The sequence below is a fragment of the Roseovarius gaetbuli genome, from assembly GCF_900172365.1.
Classification (GTDB): Bacteria; Pseudomonadota; Alphaproteobacteria; order Rhodobacterales; family Rhodobacteraceae; genus Roseovarius; species Roseovarius gaetbuli.
Map to the genome: position 1 here is coordinate 62,871 of NZ_FWFJ01000010.1, position 15,910 is coordinate 78,780.

A 15,910-nucleotide genomic window follows, 5' to 3' on the forward strand; every position below is an offset into this window, starting at 1 on the left:
CGCGCCCTTTTTCGGCTGGGGCCTCGGCTGGCACTGCGATACACAGAGGGCAAATAACATGCAATGAGGCTCTTATGCCGCTAACTTTTACCACCCTCGCCGAATTTTCCGCCCTTTTAAGGGATTTGCCCGCCCCCGACGCCGCCGCGATTGACGCGGCGCGTGCGCGTGACGGGCAGCTGACCAAGCCGCCGGGCGCGCTTGGGCGGCTTGAGGATCTGGCGCTTTGGTATTGCGGCTGGCGCGGCGATGCGCGCGCCCGCATCCAATGCCCGCAGGTGATCGTCTTTGCCGGCAATCACGGGGTCACGGCGCAGGGCATTTCCGCCTTTCCCGCCGAGGTTACCGCGCAAATGGTGGCGAATTTCCAAAGTGGCGGCGCGGCGGTCAATCAACTCGCCGGGGTCGTGGGTGCGCGGATGGATGTGCATGCCCTCGCGCTTGACAGCCCGACACAGGACATGACCAAGGGCCCGGCGATGTCCGAGGCCGAGGTGGTAAGCGCGCTCAAAACCGGTTGGGATGCGGTGAACGTAGAGACCGACCTGCTTGTGGTTGGCGAAATGGGGATCGGCAATACCACCAGCGCGGCGGCCATCGCGCTCGCGCTGTTTGGCGGCGACGCGCCGGGCTGGACCGGGCGGGGCACCGGGCTTGCGCCCGAGGCGATGGGCCATAAGGCCGAGGTCGTCGCGCGCGCGGTCGCGGCCAATCCGGGGGCCGACCACAACGGGCTAGAGGCGCTGCGCTGTCTTGGCGGGCGCGAATTGGCGGCGATGGCGGGCGCGATTCTGCGCGCAAGGGTTCTTTCTATCCCGTTGATTTTGGATGGCTTTATCTGCACCGCTGCGGCGGCCTGCCTCGACGTGGCAGCCCCCGGCGCGCTTGATCACGCGGTCGCGGGTCATGTCAGCGCCGAGCCGGGGCATGTCAGGCTTCTCGCCCATCTTGAAAAAGAGCCGATCCTGTCGCTTGGCATGCGCCTTGGCGAAGGCTCTGGCGGGACGCTTGCGATTGGTATCCTTCAGGGCGCGTTGGCCTGTCATTCGGGCATGGCAAGCTTTGCCGAGGCGGGCGTTTCAACCGGTTGATCACGCGCCAAAACAGCGCGCCTGCCTCTCTTGACCCTCTGCGGCGCAGGGAATACTGATCAAAACAGTCGGAAATTGCGCCCGAAGGAGGCGAAGGCATGAGCGAGCGCCTGTTGCATCGTCTGGCATGGGTCGTGGTGGCGTTTTGCGTCGCCCCGATTCTTGCGGCGGCCCTCGCCGCGCTGACCGGCGATCTACAGACCTGGCGCGAGGTGCTCTCGACCGTTTTGCCACGCTATACGGCGACGACGCTGACCCTCGTGGTGGTGGTCGGGATCAGCACGGCGGTGATCGGATCGGTCACGGCCTGGCTGGTGACGGTCTATCGCTTTCCGGGCGTGCGATTGCTTGAGGTGGCGCTTGCGCTGCCGCTGGCGTTTCCGGCCTATGTGATGGCCTATGCCTATACCCATATGCTTGACCACCCCGGCCCGGTGCAGACCGCCCTGCGCGCAGCGACCGGATGGGGACCGCGCGATTACTGGTTTCCCGAAGTTCGAAGCCTTGGCGGCGCAGCGGTGATGCTGACCATCGTGCTTTACCCCTACGTCTACCTTCTGGCGCGCGCCTCGTTTCGTCAACAAAGCGCCAATGCCTTTCTGGTGGCGCGCACGCTTGGCCGCTCGCCGCTCGCGGCGTTCTGGCGGGTGGCCCTGCCGATGGCGCGCCCGGCGATTGCGGGCGGTGCGCTTTTGGCGGTGATGGAAACGATTGCCGATTTCGGCACGGTGGCCTTTTTCAACGTGCAGACCTTTGCCACCGGCATTTACCAGGCGTGGTTTTCGCTTGGCGACCGGGCGGCGGCGGCGCAACTGGCGCTTTGCCTGCTGAGCTTTGCCCTGCTTCTGGCAGGGCTTGAGCGCGCCAGCCGCGGGCGCGCGCGCACAGCCGGGCGCGGCGCGCGGTTCGAGACGATGGAGCGGCCCAGATTGCGCGGCGCGGCCGGCTGGATCGCCTTCACGATCTGCCTTTTGCCGGTCCTGCTTGGCTTTGTCATCCCGGTTGTCATGCTGGGCAGCATGGCGATGGGATCGGGGCAAAGCCTTTTGTCGGACCGCTATCTTGGCTTCATGGCCAACTCGGTGACGCTGGCGAGTGTGGCGGCGGTTCTGACGGTGATCGGGGCGGTGCTTATCGGCTTTCGCGCCCGCACCAAACCGGGGCGGGCCTCGCGTTGGTTGGTGGTCGGGGCCGGGCTTGGCTATGCGGTGCCCGGCGGCGTGATCGCCGTTGGGCTCATGGTGCCGATGGCGGCGCTCGACAATAGCGTGGATGCTTTCATGCGCGAGACATTCGGCATCCGCACCGGGCTTTTGATCACCGGGTCGATCTGGCTGATGGTGCTGGCCTATGTGGCGCGCTTCATGGCCGCCGCGCTCAATGCCTATGACAGCGGCATGGCGACGGTGCCGGGGCATTTCGATGCGATTGGCCGATCCCTTGGCCAGCCGGGGCCGAAGCTCTTGCTGCGGGTGCATCTTCCGGTGGCGCGCACCAGCGTGTTGACCGCGCTGTTGATCGTCTTTGTCGATGTGATGAAAGAGCTGCCCGCGACGCTTATCCTGCATCCGTTCAACTTTCAGACGCTTGCGGTGCAGGCACACCGCCTTGCCGCTGACGAGCGGCTGGCCGAGGCGGCGGTGCCCTCGCTTGTGCTGGTCGGGTTTGGTCTTATCCCGGTGCTGATCCTGTGCCGCACGATTGGCCGCGATAGCCCCGGGCGCAGCGCCGCCAAGCTTGGCACTGCGATTTCAGCCGGATAGCGGGGCAGGGGCGCTGCCCCTCTTGGCCGTTGGCCAATTCACCCCGGGATATTTGTCGCAAGAAGAAGCCGCGACCCTATTCGCCGGGGCGCTTGAGGCTGAACTTTTCGCGGATGACCGAATAATCCTGATAGCCAAGCCGGGTGAGCGGGTTGTAGCGCAGCACGTCGAACATGCCGTCCACCATGCAATCATCGCGCATATGCACGCCGATCACCTCGCCGAAGACGGCGAAATTCGCCTCGCCGGGGAGTTGTACGATCTGGGTCAGTTTGCATTCAAGATTGGCGGGCGCGGCGGCCACGCGGGAACAGGCAATCGTGTCGCATTCGGCCTTGGCCAGGGTGGCGAGCTCGAACTCGTCGGTCTCGCGATCCCAGGGGCCGGAGGTCTGGTTCATTGCGTCGCGCATCTCGTATTCGACGATATTGACGCAGAACACGCCGGTCTCGCGGATATTGGCGACGCTGTCCTTGGTGTCGCCGCGATCTTCCTTGGCCGAGGTCGAGGAAAACATCACCTGCGGCGGCACGTAAGCGACGGCGTTGAAAAACGAATAGGGCGCAAGATTGTCCCGCCCATCGGCGCCGCGGGTCGATATCCAGCCAATCGGGCGCGGGGTCACGATGGAGTTGAACGGATTGTGCGGCAGGCCGTGGCCATCCTCGGGTTTGTAGAACATCTGTCTCTCCTTCATGATCTGGCATGATCTGGCATGATCTGGTTTGTGCCAGACCTAGCGCCGTGCTACGCGCATTGCCAGTCGAATTCACGAAAGGGGTGGCCCGCATGTTCGATCTGCGGCCCGAAACAGCCGAAGACTGGTGGGAAGTCGAGGCGCTTTATGACCTGTGTTTTGCACCGGGGCGTGAGGCCTTGTCGTCTTACCGGCTGCGCGACGGGGTGGCGCCGGTCGCGGGGCTTAGCCTTGTGGCGCGCGATCATGGGGGCATTCTGGCCGGGGCGATCCGGTTTTGGCCGGTGCGTGTCGGGCGGGCCGAGGCGCTTTTGCTGGGGCCGGTGGCGGTGCATCCGACCCATCAGGGCGAGGGGCTTGGCCGCTTGTTGATTCAGGACAGCCTTGAGCGGGCGCGGGAAAAAGGCTGGGAGCGGGTGATGCTGGTGGGGGACGCCCCCTATTACGGGCGCTTTGGCTTTGAGCGATTGAGCGGCGTCGAGATGCCGCCGCCCACCAATCCCGAGCGTGTTCTGGGGCTGGAATTACGGCCCGGCGCGTGGGATCATGTAACCGGGAAGGTGACCCGTCACGCTTGAATTAGGGGCCGACAGGGGCAATCTGTTACCTCATGGATCACAGTCAGGACACGAAGATGGAGCTTTTGGGCAGGCCGATTGACGCCGAGGAGATCGACGCGCGGCTGTTGGATCTGGCGCGCCGCCATGCGCGCGCGGGCAATGCGGCGATTGATCTGTTGAACCTTGTCGGCGGACAGGCCGAGGGGCTTTTGGATCGTCTGCCGGTGGCGGTGCGGACGCGTCTTGGCGAGGTCACCGAAAGCGCGCTTTACCGGGCGATGGAGATGGCGCACCGCTCGCGCGAGGTGGTCGGCGACCAACCCGGCTGGATGGCGCGGGCGGTGACCACGGCGATGGGGGCGGCGGGCGGCATGGGGGGCTTGCCGACGGCACTGGCGGAATTGCCGGTGACGACGACGGTCTTGCTGCGCGCCATTCAGGACGTGGCGATCGAGCACGGCTTTGATCCCGCAGAGCCAAGCGTGCGTTTCGAGGCGGTCGAGGTGTTCGGCGCGGCGGGGCCATTGTCTGGCGATGATGGCGCGGATCTTGGGTTTATCGGTACGCGGGTGACGGTGACCGGGGCCGCGCTCAATTCCCTTATCGCGCGGGTGGCGCCACGGCTTGCCACGGTGCTCGGGCAAAAGCTTGCGGCGCAGACGGTGCCGATTTTGGGCGCCGCCGCCGGGGCAGCGACGAATTACGCCTATACCAGGTACTACCAGCAGATGGCGCATGTGCATTTCGGCCTGCGCCGTCTGGCGATTGATGCCGGGCGCGACCATGGTGACATGGTCGAGGCATTGCGCCTTCAGGTCAGCAAAATGCCGACGCGGCAGGACTAGCCGCGCCGCGCCCTAGCCAAGCCAGACATCGAGAAACAGCATCAGCACGAGGCCGATGGAAAACCCGAGCGTGGCCTTGTTCTGATGGCCGCTGCGGTGGGTTTCGGGGATGATTTCATGGCTGATGACATAGAGCATCGCTCCGGCCGCAAAGGCCAGACCCCAGGGCAGGAACGGCTCTGAGACCGAGATGATCGCCGCACCAAGGAGGCCGCCAATCGGCTCGATAAGGCCGGTGAGGGCGGCGATGCCAAAGGCGCGGCGGCGGCTATAACCTTCGCCAAGCAGAGCGACCGCGACCGCCAATCCCTCGGGTGCATTCTGAAGCCCGATCCCGATCGCCAGCGGCATGCCGCCCGAAAGACCATGCGCGCCAAAGCCGACACCGACGGTAAGCCCCTCGGGAAAGTTGTGAATCGTGATCGCGATGATGAACAGCCAGACCCGCCGCAAAGAGCCCGCATCCGGGCCTTCACGCCCGGTGTTGAAGTGCTCGTGTGGCAGGGTTTCATTGAGCACGGCAACCGCGGCCATCCCCAGAAGGATACCCGCCACCGCAAGCGCCGCAGGCAGGGCGCCGTCGCCATATTGCACGGTTGCCGCGTCAAGCGACGGAATGATCAGCGAAAAGAACGAGGCCGAGAGCATCACCCCGGCCGCAAAGCCAAGCGACATATCGCGAATGGCGCGGCTTGGGGTTTTGCCCATGAGCACGGGGATGGCACCGACGGCGGTCATCAGACCGGCAATAAGGCTTCCTAGAAATCCGAGTGTGATGGGCGATAAATGTTCCACGGTTGTCTTATGGTTTGCTTGGCTTGGCTAACCTTGTCTTATAGAGGCATGGCACAGAGATCGAAAAGCGCAAGTGATCGCGCGTTACAGGCTGTAATATTGTGCGACGGAACCGGGGCGTTGCGGGGGGCTTTATCCTTGTGTCGGCGCAAGCAGCGTGGGTTTTACCCACCCTACGCTAACCGGAAGGCTCAGAACTTGCCGCGCAGATGCTCCATCACCGCGTCGCGCACCGATTGGGCGCCGCTGTCGCGTTCGGCGTGGATCACGCCGCGCAATTCGCCAAGATCAAGCCGCCGCAGCAGGCTTTTTACCGGCCCGATTGAGGCCGGGCGCATCGATAGCGTGCGAAAGCCGATGGCGGTCAGACAGGCGGCTTCGACCGGGCGGCCGGCATCCTCGCCACAAAAGCTGAGCGGGGTGCCGGTGGTGGCGCAGCGATAAACGATGCCTTCGAGAAAGTTGAGAAAGCTGACATTGAGGGTGTCATAGCGCTTGCGCACCCGCTCGTTTTCGCGATCAGCCGCAAAGAAGAACTGTTTGAGGTCATTGCCGCCGATCGAGATGAAATCAACCTCGCGATAGAAATCATCGGGGGCAAAGGCGAGCGAGGGGGTTTCAAGCATTGCCCCGACCTCGATTGAAACCGGCAGCGGATGGCCGAGAATGCGCTCGCGTTCAAGCGCCTTGTCCATTTCGGCGCGCGCGGCGGTGAACTCGCTGCGTTGCGCCACGAAGGGGAACATGATCGACAGATGCCGCCCCTTGGCGCCCCGGATCAGCGCTTGAAGCTGCATGCGCATCACGCCCGGCTTATCCAATCCGACGCGGATCGCGCGCCAGCCCATGGCCGGGTTCGGCTCGTCCGTGGCCTTCATATAGGGCAGGACCTTGTCCGACCCGATATCAAGCGTGCGAAACACCACGCGCTGACCCTTGGCGGCGTCCATCACCCGCGAGTAAAGCTCTGAAAGCTCGGCGCGCTTGGGCATATGGCTTCGGATCAGGAACTGAAGCTCGGTGCGAAACAGGCCCACGCCTTCGGCGCCGGAGCTTTCAAGACTGGGCAGATCGGCCATCAGTCCGGCGTTCATCTTGAGCTTGACCGTCTGACCGCAGCGCGTCGTGGCCGGTTTGTCGCGGATCGAGGCATAGCGTTCCTGCGCGGTTGCCTGCATCGCCATCTTGTCGCGAAAGGCCGCCACGATCGCGTCGTCGGGGCGCAGATGCGCCAACCCCTGATCGCCATCCACCAGAATGGGATCGCCGTTCAGCGCCTCTGTGGTGATGCGCGCCGCGTGGATCACCAGCGGAATCGCCAGGGCCCGCGCCACAATCGCCGCATGGCTGCCGACAGAGCCCTCTTCAAGTACGATCCCCTTGAGAGAGCGGCCATAATCCAAAAGCTCGGCCGGACCGATGTTGCGCGCAATGAGGATCGGATCGGATGGCATCTCGGCCCCGGTTTCTGCGCCTTGCCCGGTCAGAATACGCAAAAGCCGGTTCGAGAGATCATCAAGATCATGCAGGCGGTCACGCAGGTAGGAGTCGCTGACCTGATTCATCCGCGCGCGCGCCGCTGATTGCTCTTTCTCGACGGCGGCCTCGGCGGACAGGCCGCTATCTATGTCCGCTTCCATCCGGCGCATCCACCCCTTGGAATTGGCGAACATCCGATAGGCCTCGAGCACCTCGAGTTGATCCTTGTCGCCCCCGGCGGTCGAGAGCATCCGATCGACGCCGACGCGCAGGGTCTCGACCGCCTCATGCAGGCGCTCAAGCTCGCGCACCGGGTCTTCGGCGATTGGGTTGGTGACAACGACGCGCGGTTCGTGAAGCCAGACATGGCCCTGCGCGGTGCCTTCCTGCACGGTGGTGCCGCGAAACAGCTTGGCCTGTTGGTGGCGCGCCGACATCGCCGCGCCTTCGCCGACAAAGGCGCCAAGCTCGGCCATCTCGGCCAGCACCATGGCGACCACTTCGACGGCGTAAATCTCTTCTTCCGAGAACAGCCGCGATTGCTTGGATTGCACCACCAGCACGCCAAGCTTTTCGCCAAGCCGCTGAATCGGCACGCCCATGAAGGACGAATAGGCCTCTTCCCCGGTTTCCGGCATGAAGCGAAAGCCCTTGGTCGCGGGCGCATCATCGGTGTTCACGACCTGGCCCTTGCGCGCCACGCGCCCCACAAGACCCTCGCCAAGCTTGAGCCGGGTTTCGTGAACGGCTTGCGGGTTAAGGCCCTCTGTGGCGCAAAGCTCCAGCGTGTCTTCGTCGCGAAACAGATAGATCGAGCAGACCTCGGTGCGCATTTCCTCGGCAATCAGCCGGGTGATCTGATCAAGCCGTGCCTGACCTGCGGCATCTTCTGCCATGACGTCGCGTAGACGCCCCAGCATCTGACGGCTGTCGGTCTTGAATGTCTTGGTCATGGCAGCATTGCACCCCGGGCGCGATTTCAGATCCTGGCCCGACCCTTACCGCAAATTATCCGGTAGAAACAGGATCAGGCCGCTTTATCCAATTCAAAGGCATCATGCAGGGCTTGGACCGCAAGTTCCATGTATTTCCGGTCGACCAGCACAGAAATCTTGATCTCTGAGGTTGCAATGACCTTTATGTTCACGCCTTCATCGGAAAGCGTCTTGAACATCTTGGCGGCGACGCCTGATTGGCTCCGCATGCCGATGCCGACGGCGGAAATCTTGGCCACATCGGTGTCGGCAACCAGATCGTGATAGTTGATATCGCCGTTTTCCTTGGCTTCTTCCAGCGCCTTTTCCGCGCGCTTGACCTGATCGGTGGGGCACGAAAACGTCATGTCGGTACGGCCCTCTTCGGCGATGTTCTGAATGATCATATCGACATTCACACCGGCCTCGGACAACGGCCCGAAGATTGCGGCGGCGATGCCGGGGCGGTCGGCGACAGAAATGAGGGTCATCTTTGCCTCGTCTCGCGAATAGGCGATGCCACTTACGACATTTGATTCCATGATTTCCTCCTCGGCGCAGACCAGGGTTCCTGCGTCGTCTGATTGCTCCTCAAAGCTGCTGAGAACCCGCAGCCGGACATTGTAGCGCATCGCCAGCTCGACCGAGCGGGTCTGAAGCACCTTGGCCCCAAGCGAGGCCAGTTCAAGCATTTCCTCGAAGGCGATCTTGTCAAGCTTGCGCGCCTTCGAGCTGATCCTTGGGTCAGTGGTATAGACCCCATCGACATCGGTATAAATATCGCAGCGCTCGGCACCAAAGGCGGCGGCAAAGGCCACGGCGGTGGTATCCGACCCGCCCCGCCCAAGCGTGGTGATGCGGCCCTCGGGGGAAATCCCCTGAAAGCCGGCAACCACGGCGACGCGCATGCCCTCGCCGAATTTGGCATTGAGGTTATCGGTGGGAATTTCTTCGATGCGCGCCGAAGAATGCGCCGAATTGGTCATGAGCGGCACTTGCCAGCCCTGCCAGCTGCGCGCGGGTACGTTCATTTCCTGAAGCGTCAGCGCCATGAGACCGGCGGTGATGTTCTCTCCGGAACTGACCACGGCGTCATATTCACGCGCATCGTAAAGCGGCGAGATTTCATTGACCCAGCCGACAAGCTCGTTGGTTTTGCCCGACATGGCAGAGACAATGACGATCACGTCATAGCCTTTGGCCACTTCAACGCCCACGCGTTTTGCGGCGCGGCGGATACGGTCAAGCGTGGCAACAGAGGTGCCACCGAATTTCATAACGAGAACGGGCATTATCTATGTCCTGAGCCGGTTTGTCGCGCGCGGTTTACGCGCGGGCAGGGCCCGGTGCAAGAGGGCAGGTGTCGCAGGGCGCGACAGACAAGAAAATTCGTACGAATTTTCTTGGGCATTTTCTTAGGATAAGAAAATGCGCCCCCCTAAAAGTCGTGGTCCTGGCCGTCATAGGTACGAAAGCATCCGGTGTCGGCCAGATCAAGCTCTGCAAACCGCTCAACCAGCCCCTGGGCGGCCTCTTCCACCGAAATGGCGGCGGCGTCCCCGCCCATGTCAGTTCGCACCCAGCCGGGATGATAGATGCCAACGGCAATACCCTTGGGCGCCAGATCAACCGCCAGGTTGCGCCCAAGATTTAGCGCCGCCGCCTTTGAGGCCCGATAGATATAGCTGCCTCCGGGCGCGCGGGTCTGGCTTGCCATCTGGCTTGAGATCACCGCGATCTTGCCCGCCTTTGCCGCCTTGATCCGCGGCAAGAGTGTCTGAACGCTCAGAAAAACGCCGGTCACATTGGTGGCAAACGCCTGTGCCCACATCGAGGCCGGGTAGCCATCTTCGAGGGTTTCGTGCTTGTCGGGATAGACCCCGGCGTTGCAGATCAAAAGATCGACCGGCTGATCGCCGATCTGCTGTGCCATCGCGTGATGAGCGGTCGGATCGGTCACATCAAGCGCGATCAAATCGCCCGAGGGCGCGCGCGCGGTGCCGGTCACCTGGTGCCCGGCCGCGCGATAGCTGTCTGCGAGCGCCTTGCCAATGCCGCGATTCGCGCCTGTGATGACGATATGCATGGAAATCCTTTCGGGATGTGATCAGTTTGACTTGCGGCCCGGAATAAAGGGCAGGGGGGCAACGGGCACGCCCTCTTCGAGCAGTTTGCGCGCCTCTTCGGGGCGGGCTTCGCCGTAAATCGCGCGTTCGGGCGTGACACCGTCATGCATGTCGCGCGCCTCGCGCGCGAAATTGCCGCCGACGTATTCCGAGTTTTCCTCGATCTTGCGTCGCAACTCGGCCATAGCCTGTTCTGCGGGGCTTGCGGGTTTGCTAAGCGCGCCGCCCGCGGCTTGGGGGGGCGCGCCGTCTGGCGCGTCTTTGCGACTGGAACGCACACGCGGCGCCATAAGCGCCTTTTCCACCTCATCCGATCCGCAGACAGCACAGGTCACCATGCTGCGAGCGCGCAGCTTTTCAAAGGCTTCGGCCGATTGGAACCAGCTATCAAAGCGGTGATCCTCGGCGCATTTCAGGCTGAATTGAATCATGTCCCGGTCCAAATGCAATACCATGGATACTTACGTGTGGCCGGGCAAAGATCAAGGCGCAACCGCAGCTTAAAGGCCCAAACGGTGCGGATCGAAGCTCCGGATAATATGCTTGAGTTCCGGCTCATCCACGCGGGCGGCGGCCTTTTTGGGGCGCAGCCACTTGTGTTTGCGCTGTCCGGCCTCGGGGAATTTTCCGGCAAGGGTTTTGACCCGCACCGGATAGACCATCGCAAGACAGGGCAGGCCGCGCTCTGGCCCGATTGCCTTGGTGTAGGAATAGGCGCCAAGGCATTGTTCATAGGCGCGCCCGCGCACGCCGACCTCTTCCCAGGCTTCAAGCTGGGCGATTTCTGCGGGGGTTTTGCCGGCCACCGGCCAGCCCTTGGGCACGATCCAGCGGCCCGATCCACGACTGGTGATCAACAGGATTTCGGGCTTGTCGCGCACCATGCGATAGCAAAGCGCCGCAAATTGCGTGCGCACTTCGGTCTTTGTGGCCGCCGGAAGGGCAAGCGGCATTTGCTGTATCGCCTGAAAGCTCATTCGCCCGTTCCCTGAGGCTGCTCGTTCCATGGGGAGGTGCGGACAATCATATAACGCCGCCCCGCGATCTTGCCAGCGAGATTTGCAGACAACGGTGCGTCACACCGCAGATCGTGACCAATCTGCCCCGAAAAAGGCAAACAAACCGTTAGGTGTCTTTGCTGTCAGCCGGAGTATCGTCATTCGGCGCGGGATGGGCTGTTTCTTCAAGCTGGGACAAGAGCATGGTTTCAAGGTCTTTTTCCAACTCGCGCGCGCGCTTGATATAGGCGGCATTGTCGATTGTCGGGATGCCGGGATCCCAAAGCGCGGCGAGCTCACGCACCGACCCGCGATCATGCTGATAAAAGGTTTTCTCAAGCTCCGCTGCCTCGAACTCCGTAAGCCCCATGTTTTCAAGCACATAGCGCCCGGCGCGCAGCGAGCTGTCGAAAAGTTCGCGCACGATGTCATTGGCCCCGGCCTGATAAAGGCGAAACACATGGGTGCGATCGTGTGCCCGCGCGATGATGTGAAGATCGGGGCATTCGCGGCGCGCAAAGGCGACAAGGCGCACGGCGGCCTCCGGGTCATCAAGCGCCGCCACAAGAACGCGCGCCTCGTGCAGGCCCGCGGCATGAAGAAGATCGGGGCGCGTCGGGTCGCCAAAGAACCCCTTGATGCCAAAGCGGCGCATGCGCTGGATCGCGTTGAGGTCATGATCAAGCACCACGGTTTCAAACCCGCTTGAGCGTACAAGCCGGTTGACCACCTGCCCGAAACGCCCGATTCCGGCGATGATCACCGGGCCTTTGGTGTCGATCTCATCGGCATCCTGCGTCTCGCCACTGTCCTGAATACGCTGTGACAGCCAATCATAGAGAATGAACAAAAGCGGCGTGATCAGCATGGTCATCGCCACCACAAGCAAGAGCGTTTCGCTCAGCCCGCGCGGCAGAACATGCTGCTGATCGGTGAACCCGATCAGCACAAGCCCGAATTCCCCCGCCTGCGCCAATCCCAGCGTGAACAGCCAAAGATCGCGCCCCCGCAGGGCAAAGGCCCAGCCCAGAAGGCACAGAACGCTGCCCTTGATCACGATCACCGCAAGCGCCAGCCCAAGGATCAGGAACGGCGCGCCAAACAGGGTGGTGAAATTGATCCCCGCCCCGACGGTGATAAAGAACAGGCCCAGCAACAGGCCCTTGAACGGCGCGATATCGCTTTCAAGCTCGTGGCGGAATTCGCTGTTGGCCAGGACCACCCCAGCGAGGAACGCCCCAAGCGCGGGCGACAGCCCCACCAGCATCATCAGGAACGAAATCGACACCACGATCAGCAGGGCAAGCGCGGTGTACATCTCGCGCAGGCGCGCCGCGTGGATAAAGCGAAACACGGGGCGCGTCAGGTAAATACCGGCCAGAATGATCGCGACCACCGCGCCGATGGTGACAAGCGCAGCCCCCCAACCCGGCAGGCTCGCGATCAGCGATTGCGCCACCTGATGGGCGCCGGTTGCGGCGTGATCCGCCGTTTTGGCATCGCGCGTGAGAAACTCGCCCAGAACCATATCGGCGGTTTTCGGCAGCGCCAGAAGCGGCAGGAAGGCCAGCATCGGGATCACCGCGATATCCTGTGTCAGCAACACCGAGAACGCCGAGCGCCCGCCGCCCGTGCGCATCAGCCCCTTTTCCGACAGGGTTTGCAGAACAATCGCCGTCGACGAGAGCGCAAAGATAAGGCCAATCGCAAGCGCCACACTCCAGCCGAGACCCAAGAGGCTTGCCCCGGTCATGATCGCCGATGTGGTCAGGACGATCTGCAAGCCGCCAAGCCCAAGCAGGCGATGGCGCATATCCCAGAGCGCGCGCGGCTCAAGTTCAAGCCCGATCAGGAACAGCATCATCACCACGCCGAATTCGGCAACATGCTGTAATTCTGCGGTTTCATGGCCGCCGACAAAGCCAAACACCGGCCCGATCAGCACCCCGGCCAACAGGTAGCCAAGCACCGACCCAAGCCCGAGCCGCGCGGCCAGGGGCACGGCAATCACGGTTGCCGCAAGATAGATCGAGGCTTGGAAAAGGAACGCTTCCATCAGCCTTTCGGCATCCGAAGCACCACGTCGCGACCGCTCTTTTTATAGCGCAGTTCGGTGTCGCCGATGGCCGACACACGCCCGCCGTTCAAGCGGTCGCCGACCTGTACCTTTTGATAGCGGCCATTGGACAGACGCACGAGGGCGCGGCGGTTCTTGGGATTGCCATAAACGCCGATCAGATTGACGTCGCGCAGGTTGATCGCGTTGCGCGCGGTCGCCTGTCGCGCCACCGAGGCGGTGGTTGGAATCGACGGCGCGGCGCGCTTGGCGGTCTGCCCGGAAATGCTTGGCGTGTCGGCCGGTTTGCTGCGGCGCACGATCTTGTCAAAATTGCCGGGCCGGGTTTTCGGCTTGAGCGAGGCCAGAACCGCCTGTGCCGTGCCGCGCGTCTCGGGCTCTGGCGTTTCAACGGCCTCGGCCAGGGCCGCAGCCACCGCAGAGGTGTCAAGCACCGCCGCCGCAGCAGAGGCGGCAGCGGCACTGGCATTGGCTGCGGCCTGAAGGACCGATTGAGGCCGCGTTCGTGGCCGCAGCGCCGCCAGCTCTGATCGCGTGCGCCCGCTCAGCGAGCCGCGTTCCTGTTGCTCGGCCAGATTATCGGGGCGGGTGCGCGGGCGAATGCCGCCAAGCCGCTTTTGCTCGGCCAAGGCCTCGGCGGTTTGCTCGATCCCCGGCAGGGGCACGGCGCGCGCGGGCATGTCGGGCGGGCTGCGCGGGGGCGGGCCTGCGCGCACCAACACGCCGTCCGGCGTCAGCGCGCCCCCCGGCGTCGCCAGAACAAAGCCACGCGGGCCAATCACGAACTGTGTGTCCGGCGGCGCCGGTGAGGCGGGCGTTTCGGGCCGTCTGTCCGCCTGCGCGTTCGGCGCAGCGGGAAGGGCGACGGCATCCTGAAAATTCACCCTGTCGTCAATCGAGGTAAGGTAGAAATCATCAAGCCCGGTGGGGTTGGGGGCCTCTGTCGGGGTCGGAGCCATCTGCCAGATGCCGGTCGCCGCATAACGCGCAAGGGCCTGATCCGGGGTAAGTTCCGCCGCCGTGACCGTGGCCGCCGTCGCGGCGGCGGCCAGCTCTGGCTCGGGTTCGATCTCATCGGGTTGCGGGGCAAGCACAGGAGCAAGCGCGGTCTCGATCGGGGCTGCCTCGGGGGCGGGCCCTTCGGGCAGCGGGGTTGGCTGATTGGCGGCATCCGCCACCGGGTCTTCGGTTGCACTCGGCGGCGCCGTGGGGGTGGCCACGATTTCGGGCGGGGATTTGCGGAAAATTCCGGCAACTCCGTCGTCGGTGAACATCGCCGCCCATGCCGCAATAATCATCAGAACGACCAGCAAAATGGCCGTCAGGATCACCCCGAGATAGCGCGGTTTGCCGCCAACGGCCTGATCGGCGCGCGCGCCAAAGATCGTCAGGCGCTCGGCCTCTTCCGGTGAATTGGCCTTGGTTTTCGCGGGCTTTTTCTTGGCGGGATTGGGTGTCTTGCTGCGGCGGTTGAAAAAGCCGGACTTGCGTGGCGTTTCGGCTGTGTCACTGTCCTTTGTCGCGGACAAAAGGCTTTCCGCGGCAAGCTCGGTCAGCGCCGGTTCGGGCGCGCCGGTCAGATAGGGCGCAGGGCCGGGGCTTGGCAGGTCAGGCAGCGGCGCCGACGGGGCCGTTGGCGTAAAGCGCGCGGCACCGGCAAGTTTCGGGGCAGGACTTGGGCCTGTTTCAGGATTGATTCCGCGATCGGCGCGGATGCTGGAAAACGCCACCGGCGGCATTTCGGCTGGTTTCTCGGCGGTGGGCTCCGGGGCTGGCTTGGCAGCCGTTTCCGGCGCCGTCTCCGCAGGGGCTTGCGGCGCATCAGAAATCGCCGCAAGTGCCTCAGAAACCTCAGAAACCTCAGAAACCTCGGGCATATGAGCTGCGCCGATGATCGCAACCGCAGCGTCATCGCGATCAATCCGAACCTTGGCCCCAAGCGTGTCGCGGGCATGCCGGGTGATGCCGAAAAACGGCTCGCCGGGAAAAGCATCGTCATCGGGGCGCGCGACAAAGCTTATCGGGTTGATCTCATGTTCAAGCCCAAAGGCCTCGGCCTCTTCCAGCGTTTCACGGGCAACCGCAGCCACCAAAATTCTGTCGCTGTCCAAGGCCCAATCATAAGCCAGATCGTCAAGCGCATAGGGCGTGGCCCCGTCAAGTGCGTCGGTCACTGCCCGATCAAGATCGCCGTCCGGGGCGCTGTCTGCGGAAAGCTCAAGATATTTGATCTGCTCGTTCGGCAGGATCAGCTTGGTGGCAAAGCCCGACGGATCAAGCGCCTTGGCCTTGGCCCGCAAGGCCGCCAGATCGCCGCTCAGGTCCTCTGAATCGAGGGTCACCTCACCCACCAGATGCCAGCCCGCGCCGACGCGATGCAAAAGGGCGATGCCCTCGAAGGACAGGGATAAGGCGAAATTGGGTTTCATATCTAACGCTCTAACACTGGCAAGGCGCAATCGGGAGTCCTGCTTTCACCGCGTTGATTTTATAGCAGCTTCGCGC

General features: G+C 63.2%; 13 protein-coding genes. 4 read left to right on the forward strand and 9 right to left on the reverse strand.

The window, feature by feature from the left end; genetic code table 11:
* Positions 1-74 precede the first annotated feature (74 nt).
* Both cobT and ROG8370_RS07205 read left to right on the forward strand, forming a co-directional pair.
* Complete coding sequence (cobT, locus tag ROG8370_RS07200) at positions 75-1,091, forward strand: nicotinate-nucleotide--dimethylbenzimidazole phosphoribosyltransferase (protein ID WP_085826407.1); 1,017 nt, start codon at positions 75-77, stop codon at positions 1,089-1,091.
* Between the two features lie 98 nt (positions 1,092-1,189).
* Positions 1,190-2,854 carry an ABC transporter permease gene (locus ROG8370_RS07205; RefSeq protein ID WP_085826408.1) on the forward strand — a complete coding sequence of 555 codons (1,665 nt, stop codon included), beginning with the start codon at positions 1,190-1,192 and terminating at the stop codon, positions 2,852-2,854.
* Between the two features lie 76 nt (positions 2,855-2,930).
* Here the strand turns inward: ROG8370_RS07205 and ROG8370_RS07210 are convergent, their stop codons facing one another.
* A complete protein-coding gene (locus ROG8370_RS07210; protein WP_170925194.1) occupies positions 2,931-3,536 on the reverse strand; it encodes a flavin reductase family protein in 606 nt (201 codons plus the stop codon).
* A gap of 107 nt (positions 3,537-3,643) precedes the next feature.
* Here ROG8370_RS07210 and ROG8370_RS07215 point away from each other — a divergent pair, with 107 nt between their 5' ends.
* The gene (locus tag ROG8370_RS07215; protein ID WP_085826410.1) at positions 3,644-4,129 is read left to right on the forward strand and encodes a GNAT family N-acetyltransferase; all 486 of its coding nucleotides are present in this window, start codon (positions 3,644-3,646) and stop codon (positions 4,127-4,129) included.
* 32 nt (positions 4,130-4,161) lie between these two features.
* Entirely contained in the window at positions 4,162-4,956 is a 795-nt protein-coding gene (locus tag ROG8370_RS07220; protein WP_370738327.1) for an EcsC family protein, read from the forward strand.
* A 12-nt stretch (positions 4,957-4,968) separates the two neighbouring features.
* Here ROG8370_RS07220 and ROG8370_RS07225 read toward each other — a convergent pair whose 3' ends face one another.
* The 8 genes from ROG8370_RS07225 to ROG8370_RS07260 form a co-directional block, all read right to left on the reverse strand.
* The gene (locus tag ROG8370_RS07225; RefSeq protein WP_085826411.1) at positions 4,969-5,751 is read right to left on the reverse strand and encodes a ZIP family metal transporter; all 783 of its coding nucleotides are present in this window, start codon (positions 5,749-5,751) and stop codon (positions 4,969-4,971) included.
* A gap of 191 nt (positions 5,752-5,942) precedes the next feature.
* Positions 5,943-8,183 (reverse strand): phosphoenolpyruvate--protein phosphotransferase, encoded by a 2,241-nt coding sequence (gene ptsP, locus ROG8370_RS07230; RefSeq protein WP_085826412.1) that lies wholly within the window; start codon positions 8,181-8,183, stop codon positions 5,943-5,945.
* A gap of 74 nt (positions 8,184-8,257) precedes the next feature.
* Positions 8,258-9,496 carry an aspartate kinase gene (locus ROG8370_RS07235; protein ID WP_085826413.1) on the reverse strand — a complete coding sequence of 413 codons (1,239 nt, stop codon included), beginning with the start codon at positions 9,494-9,496 and terminating at the stop codon, positions 8,258-8,260.
* Positions 9,497-9,642: 146 nt separating this feature from the next.
* The gene (locus ROG8370_RS07240; protein ID WP_085826414.1) at positions 9,643-10,290 is read right to left on the reverse strand and encodes an SDR family NAD(P)-dependent oxidoreductase; all 648 of its coding nucleotides are present in this window, start codon (positions 10,288-10,290) and stop codon (positions 9,643-9,645) included.
* 21 nt (positions 10,291-10,311) lie between these two features.
* Positions 10,312-10,761: a DUF1178 family protein gene (locus ROG8370_RS07245; RefSeq protein ID WP_085826415.1), complete on the reverse strand. Its 450-nt coding sequence runs from the start codon at positions 10,759-10,761 to the stop codon at positions 10,312-10,314.
* Positions 10,762-10,830: 69 nt separating this feature from the next.
* Entirely contained in the window at positions 10,831-11,307 is a 477-nt protein-coding gene (locus ROG8370_RS07250; protein ID WP_245827251.1) for an NUDIX hydrolase, read from the reverse strand.
* Positions 11,308-11,455: 148 nt separating this feature from the next.
* Positions 11,456-13,384: a cation:proton antiporter domain-containing protein gene (locus ROG8370_RS07255; RefSeq protein WP_085826416.1), complete on the reverse strand. Its 1,929-nt coding sequence runs from the start codon at positions 13,382-13,384 to the stop codon at positions 11,456-11,458.
* Positions 13,384-15,834 (reverse strand): hypothetical protein, encoded by a 2,451-nt coding sequence (locus ROG8370_RS07260; protein WP_085826417.1) that lies wholly within the window; start codon positions 15,832-15,834, stop codon positions 13,384-13,386. Before ROG8370_RS07260 ends, ROG8370_RS07255 begins: the two co-directional genes overlap by 1 nt.
* Positions 15,835-15,910 lie beyond the last annotated feature (76 nt).